The 21,857-nt window shown below is 37.6% G+C and carries 15 protein-coding genes; 13 read left to right on the top strand and 2 right to left on the bottom strand.

Going from position 1 to position 21,857, the window contains the following annotated elements; translation table 11 throughout:
- The first annotated feature begins 56 nt into the window (after positions 1-56).
- The 6 genes from ACY650_RS09455 (at position 57) to ACY650_RS09430 (ending at position 9,008) form a co-directional block, all read left to right on the top strand.
- A complete protein-coding gene (locus ACY650_RS09455) occupies positions 57-1,142 on the top strand; it encodes a choice-of-anchor tandem repeat GloVer-containing protein (protein WP_462254083.1) in 1,086 nt (361 codons plus the stop codon).
- A 52-nt stretch (positions 1,143-1,194) separates the two neighbouring features.
- Positions 1,195-3,627: an ABC transporter permease gene (locus ACY650_RS09450; protein WP_462254081.1), complete on the top strand. Its 2,433-nt coding sequence runs from the start codon at positions 1,195-1,197 to the stop codon at positions 3,625-3,627.
- Positions 3,628-3,736: 109 nt separating this feature from the next.
- Positions 3,737-4,642, top strand: a complete 906-nt coding sequence (locus ACY650_RS09445; RefSeq protein ID WP_462254079.1) for a leucine-rich repeat domain-containing protein — start codon at positions 3,737-3,739, stop codon at positions 4,640-4,642.
- A gap of 99 nt (positions 4,643-4,741) precedes the next feature.
- Positions 4,742-5,083: a PadR family transcriptional regulator gene (locus tag ACY650_RS09440; protein ID WP_462254077.1), complete on the top strand. Its 342-nt coding sequence runs from the start codon at positions 4,742-4,744 to the stop codon at positions 5,081-5,083.
- Positions 5,080-7,689 (top strand): ABC transporter permease, encoded by a 2,610-nt coding sequence (locus tag ACY650_RS09435; RefSeq protein ID WP_462254075.1) that lies wholly within the window; start codon positions 5,080-5,082, stop codon positions 7,687-7,689. The genes ACY650_RS09440 and ACY650_RS09435 overlap by 4 nt, the downstream gene beginning before the upstream one ends.
- A 47-nt stretch (positions 7,690-7,736) precedes the next feature.
- Positions 7,737-9,008: a DUF418 domain-containing protein gene (locus ACY650_RS09430; RefSeq protein WP_462254073.1), complete on the top strand. Its 1,272-nt coding sequence runs from the start codon at positions 7,737-7,739 to the stop codon at positions 9,006-9,008.
- Here ACY650_RS09430 and ACY650_RS09425 read toward each other — a convergent pair.
- Positions 9,005-9,481: a hypothetical protein gene (locus tag ACY650_RS09425; RefSeq protein WP_462254071.1), complete on the bottom strand. Its 477-nt coding sequence runs from the start codon at positions 9,479-9,481 to the stop codon at positions 9,005-9,007. The genes ACY650_RS09430 and ACY650_RS09425 overlap by 4 nt on opposite strands.
- 188 nt (positions 9,482-9,669) lie before the next feature.
- On the opposite strand from ACY650_RS09425, the gene ACY650_RS09420 reads away from it, so the two are divergent.
- The 7 genes from ACY650_RS09420 (at position 9,670) to ACY650_RS09390 (ending at position 21,207) form a co-directional block, all read left to right on the top strand.
- Positions 9,670-10,023, top strand: a complete 354-nt coding sequence (locus tag ACY650_RS09420) for a PadR family transcriptional regulator (protein ID WP_462254069.1) — start codon at positions 9,670-9,672, stop codon at positions 10,021-10,023.
- Positions 10,016-12,685, top strand: a complete 2,670-nt coding sequence (locus ACY650_RS09415; RefSeq protein WP_462254067.1) for an ABC transporter permease — start codon at positions 10,016-10,018, stop codon at positions 12,683-12,685. The genes ACY650_RS09420 and ACY650_RS09415 overlap by 8 nt, the downstream gene beginning before the upstream one ends.
- The gene (locus ACY650_RS09410) at positions 12,678-15,281 is read left to right on the top strand and encodes an ABC transporter permease (protein ID WP_462254065.1); all 2,604 of its coding nucleotides are present in this window, start codon (positions 12,678-12,680) and stop codon (positions 15,279-15,281) included. Before ACY650_RS09415 ends, ACY650_RS09410 begins: the two co-directional genes overlap by 8 nt.
- An 89-nt stretch (positions 15,282-15,370) precedes the next feature.
- Entirely contained in the window at positions 15,371-17,725 is a 2,355-nt protein-coding gene (locus ACY650_RS09405) for an ABC transporter permease (protein WP_462254063.1), read from the top strand.
- Positions 17,726-17,861: 136 nt separating this feature from the next.
- The gene (locus ACY650_RS09400; protein ID WP_462254061.1) at positions 17,862-18,080 is read left to right on the top strand and encodes a hypothetical protein; all 219 of its coding nucleotides are present in this window, start codon (positions 17,862-17,864) and stop codon (positions 18,078-18,080) included.
- A gap of 218 nt (positions 18,081-18,298) precedes the next feature.
- A complete protein-coding gene (locus ACY650_RS09395; protein WP_462254059.1) occupies positions 18,299-18,631 on the top strand; it encodes a PadR family transcriptional regulator in 333 nt (110 codons plus the stop codon).
- Positions 18,628-21,207 (top strand): ABC transporter permease, encoded by a 2,580-nt coding sequence (locus ACY650_RS09390; RefSeq protein ID WP_462254057.1) that lies wholly within the window; start codon positions 18,628-18,630, stop codon positions 21,205-21,207. The genes ACY650_RS09395 and ACY650_RS09390 overlap by 4 nt, the downstream gene beginning before the upstream one ends.
- On the opposite strand, the gene nth is transcribed toward ACY650_RS09390, so the two are convergent.
- Complete coding sequence (gene nth, locus ACY650_RS09385) at positions 21,208-21,849, bottom strand: endonuclease III (RefSeq protein WP_462254055.1); 642 nt, start codon at positions 21,847-21,849, stop codon at positions 21,208-21,210.
- Positions 21,850-21,857: the final 8 nt, after the last annotated feature.

Here is a 21,857-nt window from a genome sequence, read left to right as displayed (position 1 = left end):
TTATTAGAAGATTTGGCATGATCAACAAAGCCAATAACTTCTCCGTTTTAGGATAGATGACAAATTATTCCATACGCCTGGCAATACTCCATTTGCTCTGTGCTCAATTGGTGTTCGGCCAGAATGCAAAGCTTTGGGGAGTAACTTCAGAAGGAGGCAAACACAACTCTGGTACCATATTTTATTTGTCCAATAACGGATCGAAATTCACCAAAGTCCATGACTTTGATGGTTCGACAGGTCACCCATTTTCAAGCCTCACCTACAGCGATGGAAAGATCTGGGGGATGACTAATAAAGCAATTTTCACTATCAATGTTGATGGAAGTAATTATTCAGAGATCCATAACTTCAATGGAACCAATGGCATGAATCCAAAAGGGGAATTGGTAGAGCATGATGGTAAGCTATGGGGAATGACCTATGAAGGAGGATTAGAAAATTCAGGTGTCATATTTACCATCAATCTAAATGGTATGAAATATCAAAAAATCTATGATCTAAAACGAGTAGATGGATCTAACCCTAGGAACAGCCTCTTAATCCATGATGGTCAATTTTTTGGAGTAACATCAAGAGGTGGTCAATACGGAAAAGGAACGATATTTAAGCTCAATCTTGATGGCAGCAATTTTAAAAAGGTTTATGATTTTACTAACAGTGATGGAGGTGAACCTGAAAGTGGCTTAGTATTCGCGAACGGCAAGTTTTGGGGAATGACTGCCAGAGGTGGAAAAAACAATGAAGGATATGTATACAGCATCTCCACTGATGGCTCCAATTTCAAAAATGTGCACGACTTGATCTATCCTACTCTTGGCGACTTGATAAAATTTGATAATAAACTCTGGGGAATGATGTCCCTCCGAGGAGCAAACAATTGTGGAGAAATCTTTACTATCAACCCATCTAATTCTACCCACTCTAGCATACACAATTTTGATTGCGAAAATGGTCGCTTCCCAGAAGGCAACCTCTACGAAAGCGGCAATAAACTCTGGGGCATGACGAGGTTTGGCGGAACTTCCAATATGGGAGTTATTTTCTCCATTTCTAAAGACGGAAGCGTATTTACCAAAATCAAAGATCTTGACAATCAAACAGGCGGCGTGCCTTATGGACAGTTGATCGAAGTGTATTAATTGAATAACTATTTTTATAGTTTTATTACTATTATTATAGTTATAATTGTACATGCATAAAATAAACTTCAAAATTGCATGTAGAAGTCTTTGGAAGAAAAAGGGATATACAATAATCAATTCGCTTGGACTTGCTATTGGACTTGCTAGCTGCATGCTGATTGCTCTTTTCGTTCAGCATGAATACTCATACGATGAAGATTTTAGGGATTCGAGTCGTATCTATCGCATGGTCGAACAGCGCATATCTCCGGAGAGTTCTGAGATCAATGGCAATGTTCCATATTCTTTTGTCGGAACAATGTTGCACGACTTTCCAGAAGTCGAAATTGCTACCGCTATTGCAGGTCCTTTTGAAAACCAAAACGTCTCCATAAAATATGATAGTACAGTTCAGGCCAATTTTTTAGAAGACCATGTGTTAATCGCAGACAGTAATTTCTTCAAGGTTTTTGATTTTAAAATGATTAGTGGAGATGGATCTTCAGCGCTTAAAAATCCAAATAGTATCGTTTTAAGCGAAAGTACTGCTCGACGCTTCTTTGGGAAAGAAAATGCGTTAAATCAAGTGATTCAAATTGGAAGAAGAAGTTCAGTAGTGACGGGTGTTTGTGAAGACCCGCCAGCAAACTCACATTTCAAATTCTCTTACATTGTTTCTTCAACTACTGTGAAGTGGTTTAGTCAAGAGGCATTCAACCTTCGCTATGCCATGTGCTATTTCAAGCTCAAATCCAACGTGAGTCCGGTAGATTTAGAAAGCAAATTCCCCACAATGATAGATACATATCTGGCAGGTGAAATTGAGCGAATAAATAATGTCTCCTGGGATGATTTTAAGGCGGCAGGAAATGGATATAACTACTTTCTACGGCCGCTGACTTCTGTTCACCTTGATTCAGAAATAAATGATGGAATGAAAGCTGGAGGAAATCAGGGGGTGCTTAATATACTTATGATCGTCACTCTTCTCATCTTCACTATTGCAAGCATCAACTTCATGAATCTATCGACAGTCAGGTCAATGGAAAGAGCACGTGAGGTTGGTATAAAAAAAGTAATGGGTTCGCAGAAAAATCAGCTGGTTTTTCAATTTCTTTCTGAGTCTTTCATAATAAGTCTTATTGGTGTTGTTTTAGCATCCATGTTGACGGTTGGGTTGATACCCTTTTTTAATACATTATTCGACTCAGCTATCCATTTTGAATTTTCATTTAGTTCGATAACCATTTTAGTGCTAGTAACTGTTTTTGTTTCACTTATTTCAGGATTATATCCTGCCTTTGCTATTTCAGCATATAAGCCAGTTGCTGCCTTAAAGGGCAATGCTACTACAAGAAAAGGCTCGTTTTTAAAAAATGGACTAGTAGGATTTCAATTCTGGATTTCAATAATTCTCATTATATGTGCTCTGGTAATTCAAAAACAGATTCAATACTTAGGCAATAAGGATCTTGGATTTGATAAAGATCACTTGCTCGTAATAGAAGGTACTTTTCATATGGATGCAAACTATACCCGTCCCTTTCTTGAAGAAGCCAGATCGATACCTGGAGTTAAGGAAACCGCTGGAACACTCTGGGTCCAAGGCCAAGGCACATGGTCTGATGAGTACACCATTGAAAATTCTCCCACCGTGCATTCAATTCGGCGCGTCCCGATAGGTGATAGAGTCGCGGAAGTATTACAATTCGAATTAATTGAAGGAGAGTTCTTTTCTGAACAATTCGATGACAGAGAATCTGTGATCATAAATCAGGCCGCTTTAGAGGGTTTTGGTATTGAAAATCCAATCGGAAAAAAACTAAATATGCTTATTCATGATGAGGGATCTTTGAATAAATCAGCATTCAAAATAAAAGGGGTGATAAAAAATTTCAATTTTCAATCGCTGAGAAACGAAGTTGAGCCTCTCGTGATCCAGAGTAATGAAGTCTTCAACGGAAGAATGTCTTATATCCTGGTAAAGATCAACGGTGCAAACATTGATCAGACAATCTCTCTCCTTGAAAAGAAATGGAATGAAAGTGTACCAGATCGCAGTTTTACGTATCGATTTTTAGATGATATTCTAGACTTGAATTACAAAAGCGATAAAAAATTGGCAGCCATTTTTTCAATCTTTTCCGGACTTAGTATCGTCATTGCAATTGTAGGTTTATTGTCTCTTTCTGCCTATACCATTACATTAAGAACAAAGGAGATCTGTATCCGAAAAGTAGTTGGGGCCAGCGTATCTAGTATCCTATTATTGCTAACCAGAGATTTTGTCAAAATTATTATTCTTTCATTCGCCTTGGCATGTCCCATTGCCTGGTTTTTAATGGACAGATGGCTTCAAGATTTTGCCTACAGAATAAACGTCCCACTTGAGATATTCATTAGTGCTGGGATTTTTACAATAGTGATAACATGGATCACGATTAGTACTCTAACCATAAAAGCAGCACAAGCAAATCCCACCAATTCTTTGAGGATGGAATAATCGCCAATAAGTGGGCTTGCAATATTAAGTCTTTGTTAAAGTACCATCTATACCGATTCTATGGCAGGGATTTTGTTTGCTTATAGATACCTACCAAACCGTAAAACAGATGAAATTCATTTTTTGCTTGATTGTATCTATGGCTTGTTTCACTTCATTAAGCCAAGAATCAAACTCCCTCAAAGATGCTCTTAAAAATCCTGATCAGACTACTTCTTTGAAAGTCAATTGTCCAGATGATGAGAAGCTGATACGTGTCGTTCAACTCAAGAACTTAAATCAGCTTTACATTAAAGATTGCAGCCTTAAGAATGTTCCATCAAAATTGGGAGAACTGACTAAGCTAACACTCCTGAATGTTGAGAATAACAACTTAGAATCACTGCCAGATGGTCTTCAAACTTTAAATAATCTAGCAGTATTAAATCTTCGGGGAAATGACTTTAAGCAACTACCTCAGGTACTCGGAAAACTACCAGCCCTACGTGAACTAGATTTAGCTGATAATCCTATGCTGGATCTGGACATGGCAATGGACGTTTTGCTATCCATAGAAAATCTTGACTTCCTATATCTCAGCCAGAATAGACTTGAATCACTTCCAGATAGATTAGCCGATTTGAAAGCGCTACAGGAACTTCACCTAACTGGAAATCCGAATTTAGATCTTAATAAGGCATTTGACATACTTAGTAAGATGGCAACCCTGAAGATTTTGGTTCTTGAGGATAATGAGATTAGCACTATTCCTGTAGGCCTTCAGCAAATGAAGCAACTTGATGGTTTGGTATTGGATAAGAATTCTACACTCAAGATTGATGACCTTGCTTCAAGGTTGGAAAACCTCCCAGAACTAAAAGTGCTGCTTCTTAGAAACAATGGCATTGAAAAACTTCCAGAAAACCTCAATGGATTTCAACACCTGGCTGTGCTTGAGCTAAGTGGAAATCGCTTTTCAGAAGATGAAAAACAGAGAATCAAAGAAAATTTGAAAGACACTGTAGTGAAATTTTGATTGCAAAAAGAGTATCTACTTTTTTAGATTTACAACACTACAATTAGGAAATAACCTATTTATTCCTCATAATTGCAACACTGCAATTAGGAAAAAACTATGGGGAAGTATCAACTAGGTGAATTCGAAGAGATCGTTTTATTGACAATTGGTGTACTTTATGAAGATGCATACGGTGTCTCAATAAAACTAGCGATTGAAGAAAAACTCAAAAGAAATGTGAGTGTGGGAGCACTGCAATCTGCACTAAAAAGATTGAGCGACAAAGGGTACGTTTCCTCGACAGAAGGAGAGTCAACAAGTGAGCGTGGAGGAAGGCCAAAAAAATACTTTGTACTTACGGATACTGGCAAAAGAGCGATTGAATACTCAAGGCAAGTAAGGAATGAACTGTATGATCAAATTCCGAAGGTGGCGCTCTCATTAAAAGGAGAATTATGAGTAACCATCCTCCCAAAATTTTATTGCGCTTACTCGCTTGGTTCTGCGACCCAGACCTTCATTCATACATAGAAGGAGACCTAATTGAACTATATGCATTAAAAGTCAAATCCAAAGGTAGAGGTAGTGCTAATTGGGCACTTACTAAGGATGTTCTAAAGCTTTTTAGACCAGGACTAATAAAAAAAATCAAAGGACTTAAAAAACTCAATAATTACGGCATGTTAAACGACTTCAAAACCTCAATTAGAGTGCTGCGAAAAGAAAAACTGCAGACATTCATAAACATCTTAGGGCTTACTTCAGGCATGACAATCGCTCTGCTAATTCTCTCCTACGTCAACTTCGAGCTGAGTTACGAAGATTACAATTCCAACAGTAAGAGAGTTGTCAGAATCACAATGGACTATCTAGATGGTGATGTAGTAGTCGATCAAGATTGCGAAACTTATCATCAGCTCGGACCAATGATAAAAGAGGAAATAGCTAGTGCAGAAGAATTTACCAGGGCTTTTGGCATGATGGAGTTAGTAATTGAGGTGAATGAAAAGAAATTTCGAGAAAGATCCATGTATGCTGTAGACCCTAGCTTTTTAGATCTATTTGGATACGAACTACTACACGGGGATCCTAAGACCGCACTTTCAGAACCATATAATATCGTACTAACTGCCAATACGGCAAGAAAATATTTTCAAAGAACAGATGTTGTTGGTGAATCCATTCAACTAACCAAAGATGTCAAAGGAAAAATAACTGGTGTCATCAATGAGGTTCCCGAGAATACTCACTTAAAATTCGACTTGCTTGCTTCATATTCGACAATGAAAAAGTACCTGGACAAAAGAGAAGATCCATGGGATAGTAACGACACTTTCACTTATTTTCTATTGTCCAATGAAGCTTCATATCCACAGTTTAAAGCTGATCTAAGTGCATTTTCACAAAAACTCACCGACCAAGAATTGATAGAGGACGAAAAGATCATTTGCGAAAAAGTAGCAGATATCCATCTTTACTCTAATAAGACATATGAACCAGAACAAAATGGGGATGCACGTGTCGTATTCTTTTTACTAGGTATTGCTTTATTAGTAATTGTCATTGCCATCGTAAACTATGTAAACCTATCTACAGCCAAAGCGATGGACAGAGCTAAGGAAGTAGGCATAAGAAAGATTGTAGGTGCATCTGTTTTACGACTTAGAATTCGGTTCTTCTTAGAGTCAGTGCTTATCAATTTGGTTTCCGGTTCTTTTACAATTTTGCTTGTCTCGTTTTTTAATGATAAGCTAAAAGAGGTTGCAGGAATCTCTGAATCCACTGATCTTATTTTCACTCCTTTTTTTTGGTCGATTTTCGCATTATTGATCGTCAGTAGCACTTTGCTTTCTGGAATTGTTCCTGCGGTCGTAATAAGTGGGTTTAAACCTTCAGCGGTTCTGAAAGGAAAATTTTCAACTTCTAAAAATGGAGTTTGGTTAAGAAAAACTTTAGTGGTTTTTCAATTTGCTATCGCTCTTTTCTTATTGATTCAAACGCTTACCGCTGTTCAACAAATCAAATTCATGCAGCAAAAAGATATGGGAATGAAATCTGAAAAAGTCGTTGTTATTCATTCTCCTTCTGGTAGAAACCTCGCTGAAAAATTCCCGCCATTTAGAAACTCGTTGTTGTCCAATCCAAACTATCAATCCATAGCTCTCTCAACAAGTGTTCCCGGAATGCCAACCGCGGAGATGGGCAGTACAACCAACATAAATCTGACTGATTCTCCAAAAGAGTACAGAAACAATTTCTTCCTTTATGCAATTGATTCCAATTTCGTTCCGGCACTAGAAATGGAAATTGTGGCCGGGCAAAATTTTTCAGAGGAGCACAACTTGAAGCACATCTTGGTAAACGAAGAAGCACTCAAATCTTGGGGATTAAGTAATCCGGAGGAAGCAGTAGGCAGGAAAACAAAATTTTGGGGAGAGGAAAGAACAGTGCTAGGAGTGATCAAGAACTTCCATCAAATTGGTGTCAAATCTGCGCATATACCTATGATCTTTGTTTATGGAAATGACGGTGGATATATGAGCGTTCGACTTGGTAATGGGGACATTCTCAACCAGATGGAATCCCTAGAAACCACCTATCATGAGCATTTTCCAAACAACCCTTTCGACTTTTTCTTTCTGGATCAGGAATTGGATCATTTATATAAAACAGACCAACAATTTCAATGGGTATTTAGTGTGCTGAGTGTCTTTGCAATAGTGATCACATGCCTCGGTCTTTGGGGGCTAGCATCCTTTTCTGTCGCTAAACGAGCAAAAGAGATCGGGATACGAAAGGTTCTGGGGGCTAGGGTGAGTCAAATCATTTTTATGATCTCAACAGATTTTCTAGTCTTGGTAGGAGTTGCTGCTATCATATCACTTCCGATAACATTCTACCTTGTAAGTGAGTGGCTTAATCAATATGCCTTTAGAATAGATTTAGGAATGCTACTTTTCTTAATTCCTTCATTGCTCATTCTCCTAGTTGCATTTTTCACAGTATTTGGAAAATCATATGGGATATCAGTAGCCAATCCGGTAGAATCTTTGCGTGATGAATAGTAAAGCTAAATTCACATTATAACTATAAATATAGTTATAATTGCGGCGTGACAAATGCTCAATCAATTGAATCCCTTGAAGGCACAAATCAAGTTGATAGAATTCCTTCCCTAGACTTTCTAAGGGGCATAGCTATTCTTGGGATCTTATTTATTAACACAGAGAACTTCGCCTATCCCGATTCATGGAGCCCTTGGAAATTTGGATTCGAAAGTTCCATTGATCATTCCACACGTTTTTGGGTGTACTTCCTAACGCAGGGGAAGTTCTATACCATGTTTGCACTACTATTTGGGGTAGGGTTTTTTATGTTTCTTGAACGACTCGAAAACAAGGGTAAGGGGCTTAAAGCCATGGACATTTATGGAAGAAGACTTTTATGGCTATTTGTTATTGGCGTTGCACACGCATACCTGATTTGGGAAGGAGATGTCTTGTATCATTATGCAATTTGTGGTTTGATATTAATGCCGTTTCGGTCTATTTCTAATAAGAAATTGGCGCTAACAATTTGTCTTTTCGCATCTCTCCTGCTTGTTAAATCTTACGGGCAAACCGATAGAAGACAAGTGAGCTATTCCAAATACACAAACGCATTAAGTCTTCCTAAAAAAGTGCTTAGCGCCGAAGATGAAAAAAGAATTAAATATTGGGAAAGTCAAATTCAAATAAAAAAGCCTGATACAGCTACATATGAACCCAAAAAGAAAACCTATTTAGCTGGACTAAAAGAAACATATGATCACGCTTCTGTTCACGATGGGCAATGGTATCACAAAGGGCTTTTGCTCCGATCTTTGATCGTCATGATTCTTGGAATCATACTTTACAAATCAGGTATTTTCAATGACTATATAAGATGGAAATATTACTGGATCATCTCAATCGCTCTTCTTATGTTCAGTCTCTGGGTCAACTACATTCGGTATTATCATTGGACTTATGAATATCATGTTCCAATATTAAGTCTTTGGAAAGGGCTGCTATTTACATTTCCCAAAGAACTACTTGGCATAAGCTACATACTTGTTCTCAATGGCTTATATCAGAAATTTATAAAATCGAAAGTCACGCTGATTTCACGAATAGGTCAAATGGCTTTGACTAACTACATATTCCAAAACACATTGCTTGGATTGATTTTTTATGGATATGGATTAGGGCAATTCAATCAGTATACCAGATTTGAACTTATGGTCATCGTAGTTATAATCTGGGCAATCCAATTAATCTTTAGTTGGCTTTGGATGAAGACTCACAAGCAAGGTCCTCTCGAATCTATTTGGAGAAAACTCACCTATTCTAGTTTTAAAAGCTAACCACCTAAACGTTCAATTTCATACCGATAATCTGCTTGTAAGTCTTCATGTAATCCAACAAGTGCCTTTTCTATTCGCTTGATTTCACGGTGGTATAAATTGTTTATTGTGGTATGTCGCTCAATAGCAATTCCCGATTCCATGATGCGTCGACAGAAATATAATCTCACCTCTACTTCGGTCTGCTTATTTCCAGAATACCTTAACGACTTATTTAGTGCTCTTACGATTTTTTGAAGACCTTTTTTGACATAATAGAGATGACTCATGTTTATTTCATCCATCATATCATCAACGTCTTCCTTCAGCAGTTTGACATAAGAAGTTTCATCTCCAGCTTCAAATAGCAAATACGTTAGCAGTTCTTTATTGTCTTTCTTAAATCGTCCAAGCCGTAGACAAATGACTAGGAGCTCATCAAAACTTCTTTGCTTCAATTCCCTCTTTATATCTGCTAGTGATGCTGCTTTCATCTTGCAAATGTAGAAATCAACAGTAAAAATAATTTTACTACAAATAGGAATTTATAACCAAATTTCTTTTACTTCGTAAACACTACAAATAGGAATTAATTATGAGCATAGCTCAATCATTTATTGAGAGAAAAAATTGACTTAATAAAAATTGACGCGAACCGCTCGCCTTATAACCTTTTAAAAAAATGAAAAAATTTCAATTGGGAGAGTTCGAAGAAATCGTCATGTTGACCGTTGCGATCCTATACGATAACGCATACGGTGTCTCTATCAAGAAGGAGATAGAAAGTAGGCTCGGAAGAAATGTAAGCGTAGGTGCGCTACAATCTGCTCTGCGAAGGCTAGAAGATAAAGACTACCTGGCCTATCACGATAAGGATGCCACACAAGAGCGAGCAGGTAGACCAAAGCGCTATTATAAAATTACCTCTACTGGAAAAGAGGCGATGCAATACACGAAAGAAACAAGGAATTCACTTTGGGATGCAATTCCTTCCATATCTCTAGATGTAAAATTTGCCCAACTATTCGATGCATAATCCTCCTCAATTTTTTCTCAGATTCTTTAGATGGTTTTGCCATCCTAGGTTGCAAAAACCTGTTGAAGGTGATCTTATGGAGCTCTATGATGAGAGAATACGAGAATTAGGAAAGAGGAAAGCAGATCTAAAATTTATAAAAGATGTACTCCTGCTATTTAGAAAAGACATCATCAGGCCAGCAGATGGTACTTATCGATTAACTAACTACGGTATGCTAAAAAACTACTTCAAAGTGGGGATTAGAAACATCCTCAAATACAAAATGTTCTCATTCATCAATGTATTTGGATTGGCAGCTGCCATGTCTGTTTGCATGTTGATCATATTGATGCTAGCAGATCAAAAAAGCTATGACCAGTTTCACGATGATAAAGATCAAATGTATCGCGTGATTGGGAACCCAATAAAAGGAAGTGTTCCTTATGCGACGGTACCTATGCCACTTGCAAAAACTTTGCAGGAAGAATATCCAGGTATTCAATCAACAACTTTTATGCGTCGAGGCTTGGGTGGAGACGCTACTTTCAACAAAAAAACGGTTGAGCTTAGGGGCTATTTTACAGACAACAATTTCTTCCAAATCTTTAGCTTCCCTCTTGTCAAAGGAGATCGAGCTACCGCCCTTTCTACTCCCAATTCAATAGTACTAAGTACTGAAAAAGCATATCAATTATTTAATACAGATAACCCTATTGGCAAACATGTCAAATTTGATGATCGCGGTCTTAGTTTGTTGGATTTTGACGGTGATCGGCCACCGGTATCTCTAGGAGAATTTACCGTTGTTGGAGTTATTGATCTCGAAAAGAACAAATCCCACATTGAATTTGACGCCATCGCCTCTATTAGTACACTGCCACTTTTATACAAAGAGGACTTACTCTCAGATATTTCAGAAAACTGGGAGTATTACTGGGGAGGATACACTTATTTGAAACTCAAAGACGAAGCTACGTCGGCATCACTTGACGCTGCTCTCGCTTCCATCGCAGATCGAAACTACCTAAACGTTGACGAATTGAAAGATGAAGAAATCAGAGATTTCAGATTTACAGCCCAATCGATTAATGACATCACACCTGGCATCTTGGTCAACAATGAAACTACTTTCCGGCTACCTGAAATAGCCTACTATATCCTATCTCTCTTGGCATTGGTAATTATGATTATGGCTTGTTTGAATTATACCAGTCTTTCGATAGCACGCTCGCTCACTCGAATGAAAGAAATTGGTGTCAGAAAAGTAACTGGAGCAACAAGAAAAAGTCTGATTTATCAATTTCTAACTGAATCAATAATCACCGTCATGCTTGCCCTAGTGGTAGCAAGCCTGATGCTTTATTTCATTAAGGAGGCTTTCATGGATTTATGGTTTAATAAGTACCTCAATTTCGAACTGAGTTCATCGCTATCAGTCTATGCAATTTTCACCCTATTTGCACTTGTAGTCGGCGTGATTGCGGGGGCCTATCCAGCACTATTCCTTTCAAAAAGACCGCCAGTTTTTGCACTAAAGTCGCAGGTTACTCCCTCAGGAAAATGGGGAATGCAAAAGGTGCTCAATGTATCACAGTTTGTAGTTTCTTTGGTGTTCATTGTGACGTCAATGGTAATCTATAATCAGTTCAAACATTACACTGAATTTGAGTATGGATTTGACTCAGAAAACCTGATTAATATACCACTTCAAAGCAACGATTATGATGTGCTAGTAAATGAGCTCAGTACTGTATCAGGCGTCACTGCAATTTCTGCATGCGACAATATTCCGGCTACTGGTACAACCAACATTACAGAATTGAAAAATCGTGTTGAAGATCAGGATCCGTTTGTAATGCTGCAGCTGAATGTTGATGATCAGTTTATTACAAACCTTGATTTAAAAATCATTGCTGGCAAAGCTTTTTCAGAAATTTCGGATGATAATACGAATGTTCTAATTAATGAGTCGGCCATCGATAAATTGGGATACCAATCTGCACAAGAAGCTATTGGTGAGATCTGGACGAAAAAAACCGGTCAATCTGTAAAAATTATTGGTGTTGTCAAAAACTTCAGAGCTTCATTACTAATCAACGGAGATGAAATACGACCGCTTGTTTTGGCCAATAATGCAACAGAATTCAACTACCTCAATGTGAGGGTTTCTGGAACAAATCCTCGGGCTGTCATTCAAGACCTGGAGCAAAAATGGAAAGAGATTGATCCAATCCATCATTTTGAATATGAGTTTTTCGACACAGAGTTAGCAAATACAAATCTCGCCATCTTCGACGTGGTTACCATTATCGGATATATCTCCTTCTTAGCCATTTTGATTGCATGCCTTGGCATGCTTGGTATGGCTACTTATGCCACGGAAAGAAGAACAAAAGAGGTTGGAATCAGAAAAGTGCTGGGAGCTGCTGAGATGACTATTGTATTTATTCTTTCAAAAAGCTTTTTAAAGCTGCTTTCTATATCTGTTTTAATAGCTGCGCCTTTGAGTTATTTATTCAACAGTTTCTGGTTAGACAACCTGCCAAATCGTGTTGAATTTGGCTTTGATACGGTTCTAATAGGATCACTCTTGATGCTAGCTTTAGGACTGATTACAATAGGCTCTCAAACCTTACGTGCTGCCAAGCAAAATCCAGTAGAATCATTGAAAGATGAGTAACAACCCTCCAAAATTTTTCTTACGCTTCCTACGATGGTTTTGTCATCCGGAATTGATTCAACCCATAGAGGGAGATCTGATGGAGCTTTATGACGAGCGTGTAAAAGAATTTGGAAAAAAGAAAGCAGATCGGAGGTTTATCAAAGATGTGATTCAGCTTTTCAGAAAAGACATTATCAAGCCCGCAAGTGGCACATACAGATTAACTAACTACGGTATGATAAAGAATTATTTTAAAGTCACTGTTAGAAACCTCTTCAGGCAAAAGCTGTATTCAGCAATCAATATTGGAGGATTATCAATCGGACTAACCTCCTTTATTCTCATCTTCTTGTATGTACAACATGAACTTTCCTACGACAATTTCTACACGAATTCGGATGAGATTTTTCGAGTATATCAGCAAAATGAGGGAGAAAGCTACATGGGTACAGACAAGCAAGCCTCTACTCCGATGGCTGTGGCATCAGCAATGATGGAAGAATTTCCAGAGGTTAAAAAAGCAACAACAGTAAGAAGTCAGGAAACACTAATAAGTGCCAATGACAATCATTACTACGAAAAAGGGCTGTCCGCTGATCAATTCTTCTTTGAGGTATTCGATTATCCGCTGGTGCAGGGAAATCCAAAATCAGCACTCGCTAAAGAATGGAGTATCGTCATTTCTGAATCATTATCCAGAAGAATTTTTGGGGATGAAAACCCTATGGGTAAACAGCTCATTTACAGAAACAGAGACACCTACAATATCACGGGTATCATGAAGGATTTACCTGCTAATTCTTCTCTTCAAGTTTCATTCATTACTGCCATTATCTCAAATGGCCAATACGCTCATGACGCTAAAAGGGATAGCTGGGGAAATAATGATTACTATACATTCTTCACCATGTCAGAAACATTTGACAAAGCTGTTCTGGAATCAAAATTTCCAGCTTTGTTGGACAAGCATCCTGTCACAAGAAATACACAGTTTAGGAGATCCTATTTGGTACAACCACTCTCCTCATTGCATCTGGAAAATAACTTCAATTTCGACATAGGCATAAAAGGAAATAAACAGTACTTAACCATTTTCTCAATCATAGCTTTAGTAGTACTGCTGCTTGCATGCATCAATTATATGAATTTGGCAATAGCTAGATCGATAAGGCGATCACAGGAGGTGGGAATACGAAAAGTAATGGGCGCATTTCAGAGACAATTGATCGTCCAGTTCATAGGTGAATCCATCTTTATTGCATTTATCGCGTTCATAATTTCCCTCGCTTTAGCAACATTTTTGGTTCCAATTTTTGGCAAATGGTTAGAACGTCCTTTAACACTGGACTTAATAGAAAATTTAACGCTTACGCCAGTACTATTCTTTCTAGTGGTTATTGTGGGCAGCATCGCTGGAAGCTATCCTGCATTTTTCATTGCAAAAGTAGAACCAGCAAGAGCTTTGAAGGGCAAAATAGAAAGTAAACCAAGCAAACTTGGGCTACAGAAGTGGCTGATAATACTCCAATATTCTGTTGCCATTGCACTGATCATTGGAAGCATTACGATTTATCAACAGTTCCACTTTATTCAAAATAAAGAACTGGGATATAAAAAAGAGCATGTCCTGATCGTATCAATTTATGATCGGAATGTCATGAAAAACATTGACGCGCTAAAAACCCAATGGCAACAAAATCCTAACATCCGATCGATAACAACGGCAGCAGAACTACCTACTAATGTCACCTCAGGAACCACCATTCGTCATCTCGGACAAGCGAAAGAAGAGGCATTCAGTGTATATCGTTCTAGAATGAGCTACGATTTCTTGGAGGTATTTGAAATTGAATTAATAGCTGGCCGAGATTTCTCCGATGAATATGCATCAGAAATAGAGGAAAGTCGAATAATAAATGAAACTGCAGCCGCAGCGCTAGGTTGGACTCCCGAAGAAGCAGTCGGAAAACAGTTTTTAAGTCACAAACCAAAGACGATTATCGGAGTGGTTAAAGATTTTCACATGCATTCAATGCATTCAGAAATTGCTCCGATGTTTCTAATGCTGTTACCTGATTATTTTGAATTCATAGCTTTTAAAGTGAATCCAGAAAACATTAAAAGTACCATTCCAGAAATTGAAGAATCCATTGCGTCATATTCTCCTTATCCTTTCGAATATAGATTTCTGGACGATCAGTTCGATCAATTGTATAAATCCGATTATAAGCTTGGAGAGATGGTCGGCACCTTCACATTCATTGCAATTATGATTGCCTCGCTAGGTCTATTTGGTCTTGCCGCTTTTACAGTCGGGCAAAGAATAAAGGAAATAGGAATAAGAAAAGTATTAGGTGCTAGGGTCAGTGAAATTGTATTGCTACTATCTCAAGATTTTCTCAAATTGGTTGTCATCGGATTTTTTATTGCAATTCCTATTGCTTGGTATATACTAGATATGTGGTTAGCAGCATTTGCCTATCGCATTTCAATACCATGGTGGATTTTTGTAGTAGCTGGACTTCTATCAGTAATTGTATCAACGCTTACCATTGGTTCTCAATCTATCAAAGCAGCACTATCTAACCCTGTGGATTCACTCAAAAATGAATAGAAGTAGAATAAATTAATGACTATAAGTATAGTTTAATTACTATTATTATAGTTATAATTACATGCCATTAAATATTCATATAAAAAGGTATGTTAATTCACAATCTCTTAGTATCAATTAGAAGCTTTAAACGCTATCGTTTATCATTTGTCATCAACCTTTTGGGTCTCACGGGTGGTTTAGTCACAGCAATTTTTATTTACATGTGGGTAGCTCACGAGCTAAGTGTAGATAAATTCCATAATGATCGAATATTTAGAATGGTGTCTGATAATGGAGGCAACAAGACACTTCTCAACACCTCCTCCAGATTTGCTAATGAACTTGCATCAGCAATACCTGAAATTGATCTAATAGTAAACAGCAGCTGGGCACCATTGCAATCGGGCTTAACTGTGGACGAAACCACCTATTCTTCTATTGGAGAATTTGGAAGCTCCGATTTCTTCAATATGTTTTCCTATCAGCTTCTTTCTGGAGACAAAAGATCTCTTTTAGATCAACCAAATGGGATAGTTCTTTCTGAAAGCACAGCTAAAAAACTCTTTGGCACCATCGATGTAGTGGGAAAATCTCTTGAATGGAGGTGGTACACAGCTCTCGAAAATGTTGTCGTAACTGGAGTATTTGAAGATCCTCCAATCAATTCCTCCGCACGATTCGATTATGTTCTTACATTCAAGATTTTTGAAAAAAGATTCAAGCAAAGAATCGAGAGAGGCAACAAAAGTGAACGATCATTTTTCATGTTAAAAGAAGGAGCAGACTATAGAAAGGTAAATAGAAAAATTGCTGAGTATACTGACTCCAATTATCCTGATCGAAATCCAGATTTACGCCCATACTTTTTAATCAGATATAGCGACTACTATTTGTACAACAATTATGAAAATGGCGAAGCCACTGGCGGTCGCATAGTCCAGGTTCGGATGTTTACCATCATTGGTATTCTGATACTGATAATTGCATGTGTCAATTTTATGAATATGTCTACGGCCAGAGCGGCTTTAAGAACCAAAGAAATCGGAGTTAGAAAAGTGATGGGTGCTCGTAAGGCTTCTTTAATTATTCAATACTTATGTGAGGCTATTCTTATAAGTTCGTTTGCTGGATTAATCTCTTTGGCAATAGTAGTTCTGTTGTTCCCATTCTATGAACAATTGATTGGATATCCAATGGTAAGATCATTAGATGTTCAATCAGTAATTTCTTTATTTCTGATCATTTTAATTACTGGTTTACTGGCTGGAATATATCCTGCGCTGTACCTCTCAAGATTTAAGCCGATTCAAGCAATAAAAGGCCTTTTAGGGGGTTCGACCAATGATAAATGGATAAGAAAAGGCCTTGTAATTTTCCAATTCAGTGTGTCTCTTGTATTGATCACCGCAGTTCTGGTTGTATTCTACCAACTTGAGTACATACAAAATAAAAATCTAGGTTATGAAAAGGAATTCATTCTCAATTTCAGAACGAGCGGTATGAATCGAGATAAACAACAGACCTTTCTATCTGAAGCTAGAAAAATACCTGGCGTATCTACTGCTTCCGGTATCACTCATGCCATCTTCGGGGCCCAAAGGTCAGGTGCAAACATCACTTGGAAAGGAAAAGATCCAGATATTAATATGTGGTTCGAGTACGGATCGGTTGATTACCAAATGCTGGAATTGCTAGAAATTGAGGTTAATCAAGGTAGGTTCTTTTCTCAAGAGTATAGCGATGAGCGTAGCAAAGTGGTGATTAATGAGGCTATGAAAGCAACTATGCAATTGGAAAATCCAATTGGAGAATATTTACAATTGGGAGACTCTCAATATGGAATCATAGGAGTAGCATCAGATTTTCACTTCCAATCACTTCACGAAGAAATTAAACCAACTTTCTTTCTCCTAAACTCAGGGTACTCAATGAAACTTGCTGTTAAAATTCATCACGATTCTATGGGTGAAACCGTAAAAAATATAGCCTCTTTATATGAAGATATTAACCCTGCATATCCATTTGAATATTCATTCCATGATCAAGATCAAGCAGTTCTTTATCAAACTGAGGAGAAGGTTTCCTCACTATCAAAATATGCAGCCGGTCTAGCCATATTCATCTCTTCCCTGGGTCTATTTGGATTGATGAGCTACGTTACTGAGAGAAAAGCAAAAGAAATGAGCATTAGAAAAGTTTTGGGAGCCACCTCTAGATCTCTTATTACACTACTATCTATAGACTTCCTTATACCACTAGGGGCATCTATCATTTTAGGCGTTTCACTTTCCGCCTTTTCACTTAATATATGGTTGGATCAATTTGCTTATAGAATTCACCTCGAATGGTGGTTTTTTGCATTTTCTATCCTAATTATGATAGGTATCATAACAGTCACAATAAGCTCTCAAATGCGAAAAACACTAAATCTTAATCCAGTAGATTCACTAAAAGAAGAATAGTTTAGTGCTATTTATTCACTATTTATAGCATACCACATTTAGGGTATTTTTTGATCTGGCAAGGAAATTGTAACATAACAATGGAAACAATTCCATCGTTTCTACAGTATCTTTATAGTAATAAACCGCCAAATCAATGACTAACGCACTATTAATCAAAGACGAAGGATACATGCTATCCATCTCTTTTCCCTCGCGTACTACACTTCTCGATTTTCTCGAGTCCGATTTGAAATTCAGTAGATCAAATATTGATCATAAGGTTAATATTTATCACGATCAATTGGATTCATTTAAGACATGGGCAAATGATAAGGGCCTGGAGATGTTTGAATATCAATCCCAGGTAGCCTAAGCGTACCTCAACACTTCAATTTTCTTTCAATAAGCTGATTAAGGCTTAACCACCAATTACTTCTCTATTTTTCAAAGTCGTTAGCTGTAATGCTTTCCATATCCTTTCAATAACCTTCTTATCATCCTAGAATATCATCTAAATAATTTAGGTGATTTTATTTGTTTTACAACTTAAATAGAAATCGTTCGTATATTTGTTTTACAAATTCAATAAAAATGGGTAGAACAAATTTTTTAGGCGAATTCGAAGAGCTTTTACTTACCATGGTTTTAATCATTGGTGAGGAAGCCTATGGAAACACTGTAGTCAAAGCAATAAAAGAGCATCAAGGTCGCGATGTAAACTTGAGCTCCGTTCACATTACACTCTATCGACTTGAAGAAAAAGGATTTTTAGAATCTTATATGGGTGGTGCGACAAAAGCTCGAGGTGGAAGAAAGAAAAGATACTTCAAGATCACTAATGCCGGGAAAGTTCTTCTTCAAGAGATGAAAGATTCAAGAACTAACCTTTGGAAACTAGCTCCACAGCTAAACTTTAGCTCATGAGCCGTAGACCTCCTTATTTATTCACCCGCTTTTTTAAGTGGTATTGCAAACCGTATTTGCAAGAAGCTATTTTGGGAGATCTCGAGGAGCAATTTGACGAAGATTGCCAACAATATGGATCACTAAGGGCTAAGAGAAGATTCATCTGGACAGTGCTTCGTTTTTTCAGACCTGGAATAACCAGGTCCATTTTCGGAACTCAAAAACTCAACTATTTAGGCATGTTTAAACACAATATATTAATTACAATAAGAGGATTTAAAAGACACAAGACAGTCTTTGGAATTAATCTCGTAGGCTTAATCACAAGTTTGACTTGTGTATTATTTAGTGCAATCTGGATCAATGATGAACTTCAAAAAGATCGTTTTCACGAAGATTCGGATAGGCTTTTTCAAGTATACTCAAGATTTGAAAATACCGATGGAATCACTGTTTGGCAGGGCGTTACCGGATTGCTCGAATCAGAAATTGAAGAACAAATTCCACAGGTTGAGCTCTCCGGGGTTTCAACAGATGTCCACGAATATTCGCTTAGTGTAAACAACAAAAGGTTTAAGGCACAAGGTAGGTTTGGAGATGAAGACTATCTCAAAATCTTTAATTATCCCCTTATTAAAGGAGAGAAAGAAGCACTAGCTGATCCTTCCAATATATTAATTACTGAGTCAATGGCTGAGCGCATGTTTGGCGAAGAAGATCCAATTGGGAAGAACATTACATGGCATTTCTGGAATAGTGAAAAATCTTTTCGAGTTGCAGGAATTCTCCAAGATCTTACCCCTGCCACTTCAGATCCGTTCGAATTTATTTTACCATGGACGTTTTATCACGATGAATTAATCTCATTTAAAGGTTGGGGCAATTATTATGGAAGAGTAGTCGTAAAACTTGATGACCTGAGTAACAAAGAACTCATAGAGAAAAAAATCAATGAAATATTTAGGAGCAACAATGACAACGAACAGGTAGAATTATTTCTAACAAACTACAGTGACCAATATCTGTATGGAAATTATGAAAATGGACAACAAGCAGGTGGCCGTATTGATTATGTGTACTTGGCAATGGTTGTGGCTTGCTTCATTCTAATAATAGCTTGCATAAACTTTATTAACCTATCCACTGCTTTTGCATCTCTGAAGACGAAAGAAATAGGTGTGAAAAAGACCTTCGGTGCTTCGAAAGTTCAATTAGCATTTCAATTTTTTATGGAGTCAATGTTATTATCAACAATCTCAATAATAATTGCAATTCTCTTAGTTGGCCTTCTACTAGAACCTTTCAATCATATTACAGGAAAAGAACTAGAGCTAGTTTTTGAATGGAAGCTATTAACAATGGTTCTGTTGTTTATTCCAATTATTGGATTGATAGCCGGAATGTTTCCTGCAATCTACCTTTCAGGATTGGAAGTCATTTCAGCACTTAAGTCCAAATCTAAAATCACCGGAGGGGCATGGAGTCGTAAAGTTCTTGTCTTTGTTCAATTCACACTTTCAATAGTATTAATAGTAAGTACCTTGATTGTTAGCCAACAAGTAGATTTTGCATTAAACAAAAATCTGGGATACGATCGTGACAACCTCCTCTACTTCTTACGAGAAGGTCAAATTCTTGAAAATAGTGAAGCATTCGCAGTAGAACTCAACAACATTCCAGGAGTAAAGCTTGTATCTCAAAGTGGATTTTCGATTGGTCCAGGCCTTCAAAATAGAACTGGTGGTATCAGCTGGGAGGGTAAAGGAGAAGATCAGCAGGTTCAGTTTTGGGAAAATAGCGGTGATGCACTATCCGTTGAAATTATTGGTCTAGAATTAGTCGATGGGAGATTTTTCAATGAAAAGCTTAATACGGAGGAAAACAGTATCATTTTCAACGAAACAGCCATTCATATTATGGGGCTTGAAGATCCTGTAGGTAAGGTAGTAGAACACTATACCGGTAAGAAGACCATTGTAGGTGTTGTGAAAGATTTCACTACAGAATCGCTGCATAATCCAATCGAACCTGCAATGTTCCATTACAAACCAGACAAGGCTCACTACTTCATCATTAAAATTGCAAAAGGTCAAGAGCTACAAACAATTTCTGAAATCGAATCGGTATATAAAAGCTTCAACCCCAACTATCCCTTTGATGCAAGGTTTATCGATCAAGACTATCAGGCCATGTATGATTCAGAAATGCGTGTTGCTAAACTCTCTAAATTATTTTCAGGTCTAGCAATTCTTATTTCATGCCTTGGTTTATTTGGCCTAACCATCTTTCAGGTCCAACGAAAGGTCAAAGAGATTGGTATCAAAAAAGTGCTTGGAGCTGAAAGCTGGAAACTTGCAGTATCAATGACTTATGAGTTTACAAAATCGGTGCTTCTCTCTCTATTTGTAGCATTACCTGTAAGCTATTTTATAGGAGCCAAATGGCTAGAAAGTTTTGCGTCTAGCATACAGCTTGAATGGTGGTTTTTCTGTCTTGCAGGTTTAATGGCACTTCTAATTGCATGGATAACCGTTAGTTCTCAAACTTGGAAAGCAGCTAGCGCAAACCCGGTAGATTCTTTAAAAGATGAGTAGCTAAAAGTTTTTCTCGAAGTATTTACAAAAATGGGTGATTTCGCACTTATCACATTTAGGTGCTCGTGCTAAACAGGTATATCGTCCATGCAATATCAACCAATGATGTGCTCGTGAGATATATTCTTCAGGAATATGCCTCACGAGTTGCTTTTCTACCTCAAGAGGTGTCTTAGCTGTTTGGGTGACAAGTCCTAATCGTTTTGAAACTCTATACACGTGTGTGTCAACAGCCATTGCTGGCTGGTTATAAAGTACTGAAACAATCACATTTGCTGTTTTTCTACCCACACCTTGGAGTGAGGTCAGCTCTTTAATAGTTGTAGGAATTTCCGAATTATATACATCTACCAACCGCTGACTCAACGAAAGCAAATGTTTTGTTTTGTTGTTGGGATAAGACACACTTCTTATGTACGGAAACAGTTCATCAAAATGGCTTGCTGCCATATGTTCAGGTGTTGGAAAATCCCTGAATAAAGCAGGCGTTACCTTATTGATCCTCGCATCTGTACATTGTGCACTTAGCACTACAGCAACAAGTAGCTCAAACGGATTGGAATATTGTAATTCCGTTTCCGGCTGCGGATAAGACTCTGAAAAATACGCTACGAACGCCTCAAATCGTTCCTTCTTGGTCATAGCCTAAA

The sequence above is a fragment of the Ekhidna sp. genome (assembly GCF_963691765.1).
Classification (GTDB): domain Bacteria; phylum Bacteroidota; class Bacteroidia; order Cytophagales; family Cyclobacteriaceae; genus Ekhidna.
This window is presented reverse-complemented; position numbering and strand designations above follow the sequence as displayed.

Excerpts from the sequence above, each read along its gene's own strand:
- ACY650_RS09455 (WP_462254083.1), top strand. The coding sequence starts at position 57 with ATGACAAATTATTCCATACGCCTGGCAATACTCCATTTGCTCTGTGCT.
- ACY650_RS09450 (WP_462254081.1), top strand. The coding sequence starts at position 1,195 with ATGCATAAAATAAACTTCAAAATTGCATGTAGAAGTCTTTGGAAGAAA.
- ACY650_RS09445 (WP_462254079.1), top strand. The coding sequence starts at position 3,737 with ATGAAATTCATTTTTTGCTTGATTGTATCTATGGCTTGTTTCACTTCA.
- ACY650_RS09440 (WP_462254077.1), top strand. The coding sequence starts at position 4,742 with ATGGGGAAGTATCAACTAGGTGAATTCGAAGAGATCGTTTTATTGACA.
- ACY650_RS09435 (WP_462254075.1), top strand. The coding sequence starts at position 5,080 with ATGAGTAACCATCCTCCCAAAATTTTATTGCGCTTACTCGCTTGGTTC.
- ACY650_RS09425 (WP_462254071.1), bottom strand. The coding sequence starts at position 9,481 with ATGAAAGCAGCATCACTAGCAGATATAAAGAGGGAATTGAAGCAAAGA.
- ACY650_RS09420 (WP_462254069.1), top strand. The coding sequence starts at position 9,670 with ATGAAAAAATTTCAATTGGGAGAGTTCGAAGAAATCGTCATGTTGACC.
- ACY650_RS09415 (WP_462254067.1), top strand. The coding sequence starts at position 10,016 with ATGCATAATCCTCCTCAATTTTTTCTCAGATTCTTTAGATGGTTTTGC.
- ACY650_RS09410 (WP_462254065.1), top strand. The coding sequence starts at position 12,678 with ATGAGTAACAACCCTCCAAAATTTTTCTTACGCTTCCTACGATGGTTT.
- ACY650_RS09405 (WP_462254063.1), top strand. The coding sequence starts at position 15,371 with ATGTTAATTCACAATCTCTTAGTATCAATTAGAAGCTTTAAACGCTAT.
- ACY650_RS09400 (WP_462254061.1), top strand. The coding sequence starts at position 17,862 with ATGACTAACGCACTATTAATCAAAGACGAAGGATACATGCTATCCATC.
- ACY650_RS09395 (WP_462254059.1), top strand. The coding sequence starts at position 18,299 with ATGGGTAGAACAAATTTTTTAGGCGAATTCGAAGAGCTTTTACTTACC.
- ACY650_RS09390 (WP_462254057.1), top strand. The coding sequence starts at position 18,628 with ATGAGCCGTAGACCTCCTTATTTATTCACCCGCTTTTTTAAGTGGTAT.
- nth (WP_462254055.1), bottom strand. The coding sequence starts at position 21,849 with ATGACCAAGAAGGAACGATTTGAGGCGTTCGTAGCGTATTTTTCAGAG.